Genomic DNA, 3,986 nt, shown 5'->3' on the forward strand with positions numbered 1-3,986 from the left:
GCCTCTAACATCTCAGCAAAATTTTCTTCTTCGAACGATTCGTTATCGAAAGCCATGCCTATCCCTTGTAACTAAAAATTGGCTGATTATAGCGAAAAAATGCTTGTTTGGAGATTAGAAAGCAGAATTTAGGAGTTTGTCAAGGCATTTATTTTTGCGATTACATCATCGATAATCCAATCCGGGGTTGATGCCCCCGCACTGATACCGCAAAAATTTTTACCCTTAAACCAGTCGGCTTGCAAGTCCTCTTGGCTCTCGATATGATAGCTGTCGGGGCAAAATTCTTGAGAGATTGAGTGAAGCTGTTTCGTATTGGAAGAGTTTTTTCCTCCGATGACAATCATAACATCGGCTTGTTGTGCTAACTTGCGCACCGCATCTTGATTATCAAAGGTCGCATTGCAAATCGTATTGAAAACACGTACCTCTTTGTGGCTGGCCATCAATCGGCTGACGATCTCTTGATACTCTTCAATTTTTCGGGTGGTTTGTGCAACAACCGCTACCTTCTCCCGCGTATGCAAATCATCCACTTCAACCGGTGAATTAATGACAAAAACATTGCCGACGGCATAGCTCTTGACCCCTTTGATTTCCGGGTGACTCTCGTCTCCGAAAATAATGATATCGTACCCCTGAGCCGACATCTCTTCACAAATCTGTTGGGGTTTCGTCACATACGGACAGGTTGCGTCAACCACGTTGACTTTACGCTCTTGCAGCAACGAAAGTTCCTGTTTAGGAATACCATGAGTACGGATAACGGCGATTTCTCCCGCTTTAAAGGTATCCAGATTTTCACTCAAAGCGACGTTAAAATCATTTTTAAGTCGATCGATTTCATTGGCATTATGAATCAGCGGTCCATAGGTGGAAGAGTTGCGGTTCTCTTCCGCAATTTTAATCGCCCGTTTAACACCGAAACAAAATCCGTAACTCTCTGCCAATTGGATTTTCATCTCTCTACCTTTGTACACATACTTAAAAGATCAAAAAAGTTGGGGAAGGAAGTATTAATACACTCGATATCTTCAACCTCCATGCCGCACTTCAGCCCTGCGATGAGAAAACTCATCGCGATACGATGATCACCGTGACTGTTGATCAAGGCGCTCGTAAGCTCTCCGCCGACAACGGCATACCCGTCAGGATACTCCTCGGTTTCGATCCCGCAAAGGTTCAGATTATCCACAACCGTTTTAATGCGATCGGATTCTTTCACCCGCAATTCTTCCGCATTTTTGATGACACTTTTCCCTTGCGCACACGCCATAGCGATCGAAAGTGCCGGCAGTTCATCGATCAGCCATGCAATATTCTCTTCGACCGTCACCGCTTTGAGCGGAGCATGTTTGACACTGATGGTCCCGATCGGTTCATAACGTTCATCCGTAAGGGTGTAGGTGATCATCGCACCCATTTTTTCGAGTACTTTAAAGGCTTCAATCCGGGTCGGATTAAGGGTAACCCCTTCAATAATCGCCGAAGAACCCGGAATAATGGCTGCCGCCACTGCGAAGAAAAAAGCACTGGAAGGGTCGGCGGGAACACGGATATTTAAAGGCTGCAAAGGTTTTTCCAGAGGCCAGATCCGAGTCTCAAGACCGCTGATTTCGAGGCGTGCGCCCATTCCCGCGAGCATCCGTTCCGTATGATCTCGGCTCAGTTCCGGTTCTCTAAAAGTACATACGCCATCTGATCTCAGAGCCGCTAAAATCATCGCACTTTTAACCTGTGCCGATGCGATTTTAGAGTCATAATCAAACGCTTTCAACGAAGCGCCGCGGATTGAAAGGGGAGCCAGATCACCGTTATTGCGTCCGTCAAGTTTTGCCCCGATATTACGCAAAGGCTGTGTCACCCGCTTCATCGGACGGCGCTTGAGATATTCATCTCCCGTCAGGATGTAATGCCCCTCAGCCGAAGAGAGGAGTCCGCAAAACAGACGCATCCCTGTCCCTGAATTACCGCAATCGAGGATTTCGGATGTTTCGTGAATACCTGTAGAACGGATCGTAATCACGGATCCGTCGTCATTGACCTCGGCTCCGAGATGTCCTACGATGGTAAGGGTATTAAGCGTATCTTCCGCACGTAAAAAGTTCTCGATCCGACTTTCCCCATCTGCCAGGACAGCGAACATGGCGCATCGGTGTGATATCGATTTATCCGGTGCAATCGCATCGCTTTTAAACCCGAACGACTGTGCGGGATAAACCTTTGCAGACATCATCGCAAATTCACTCCCAACTCTTCTTTAAGGGCATTGAGAATCGATTCCATCGCCATAGTAATGTCCTCTTCTTCAAGCGTTTTCTCATCCGACTGCAGTACAAAACGGAGCGTCAGACTCATCTGATCTCCCAAGTTTTCTGAAACATAGCGGTCAACCGGGTAAAAACGTCGCACCTGAGCCGATGCGTGTTTTTCAATCACCGCTTTAATCGTTTCATACGTGACCGCTTTAGAGATCAAGATGCTTAAATCTCGGAATGAAGCCTGATATTTCGAATACGGCTGCGCTTCGACAAGTCCGTAAGAGAGGCAATCGGTTTTAAGTTCACACATAAACGTTTGCGGAAGGTCAAATTCCTCTTCTACCTGAGGATGAAGGCGGAAAAGTTCTCCCGCCTCTTCGCCGTTGATGATGACTTTGGCACAAATGTACGGATGGGCCAACGTATGAAGCGGCGTATGGGATACCAATTCAAAGGTTCCGGCGATATCAGCGATCAGCTTCGTAAATCCGGCGAAATCGATAACCGCAGGTTTTCCGGCATTCGAAACTTTTTCCCCTTCCATAGATCCTGAAACGATAAATGAGAGACGTTTGGACTCATGGCGCTCACTGTCGAATACCATACCGGCTTCGAATAAAGCAATTTTCTTTTGATTGACCTTGACGTTTGCCGAAGCAGAGTTCAAAAGGCCGACCAAAAGTGTCGGACGAAGCGTATCAAATGTCGCGGTAATCGGGTTTAACAGTTCTTTGGACGGTTCCGTACAGGTAAATCCGTATTTTTCAACCTGAGCACGTTCGTTGAAAACAAAATGGACGCTTTCGTAGAATCCCGACTGTGCCGCGCGCTGACGATACATCCGTGTTTTTTTATATTCCGCCAAATCGCTTCCCATCTGATTCGCTTCGGCGAAAACAAGCGGTTTGGAAGGGATATTGTCAATTCCGACGATACGAACCACTTCTTCGATAATATCTTGTTTATTCGTGATGTCATGACGAAATTTAGGAACGGAGATTGCGAATGTCGATCCCTTTGGCTTGCCGATATCCATCCCGAGATTTTTAAAAATCTGCGTAATGCGTGTTTTATCGATTTTGAGCCCGATGAATGATTCAAATTCTTCTTCAGCCATGCTGATGATACGAGGTTCGTACGAAGTGGTCAACTCGATATTTCCCCCGTACACCTGCGAATCTGAATATTTTTCAAATAACCCCATCGCATACTGGATACCCATATCGATCTCCGGTTCGCTTCCGCGAGATGAGCGGTAATAATGCGGACAGCTTGGGATCTTTTTCTCTCCCATTTTCTTGGCAATAATGTCCGGTGCGATATAACTCGCTTCGATAATGGCTAGCCCTTCATTCGCTTTGAAATGAGCATCTTTTTCCTGAGAAACACCGATGACCGATACTTTCCCCTTGCCATACAATGCCGCATAGCCGTTTTCATCGCTTTCGAGGGTAATAACCCCTTTGGTCTCCGCATCGCCGAATTTTTCAAACGGGTACGCCCGCAAAATGACACCCGTGCTTTGGGTTGAATAGATCAGCAGTGCATCTGCCGCCGTGGTATAGGTCTCATCAATGATGGCCAAACGCAAGGCGATAGAAAACGGAACTTGAATCTCTTTAATATCAACCGCACCAAAAAGCAAGTCACTGTTAAACGTTTCCGTATGCTGAAGTTGTAAAATACGCCCGATTCCCAAACGTCCTTCTTGCTTCTCTTTATACG

Annotated in this window: 3 protein-coding genes; all 3 read right to left on the bottom strand. The window is 46.4% G+C overall.

The features are described 5' to 3' along the window. Positions 1–128 precede the first annotated feature (128 nt). Positions 129–962 (bottom strand): 4-hydroxy-3-methylbut-2-enyl diphosphate reductase, encoded by an 834-nt coding sequence (locus WAO38_RS02175; RefSeq protein ID WP_422233910.1) that lies wholly within the window; start codon positions 960–962, stop codon positions 129–131. Beyond that, positions 959–2,236 carry a 3-phosphoshikimate 1-carboxyvinyltransferase gene (aroA, locus tag WAO38_RS02180; RefSeq protein WP_422233911.1) on the bottom strand — a complete coding sequence of 426 codons (1,278 nt, stop codon included), beginning with the start codon at positions 2,234–2,236 and terminating at the stop codon, positions 959–961. Before aroA ends, WAO38_RS02175 begins: the two co-directional genes overlap by 4 nt. Next, positions 2,233–3,986: phenylalanine--tRNA ligase subunit beta (locus tag WAO38_RS02185; protein ID WP_422233913.1), on the bottom strand; the 1,754-nt coding region annotated here is incomplete at its 5' end. The genes aroA and WAO38_RS02185, both read right to left, overlap by 4 nt.

Origin of the sequence: Sulfuricurvum sp. (assembly GCF_049277495.1) — a bacterium.
GTDB lineage: Bacteria > Campylobacterota > Campylobacteria > Campylobacterales > Sulfurimonadaceae > Sulfuricurvum.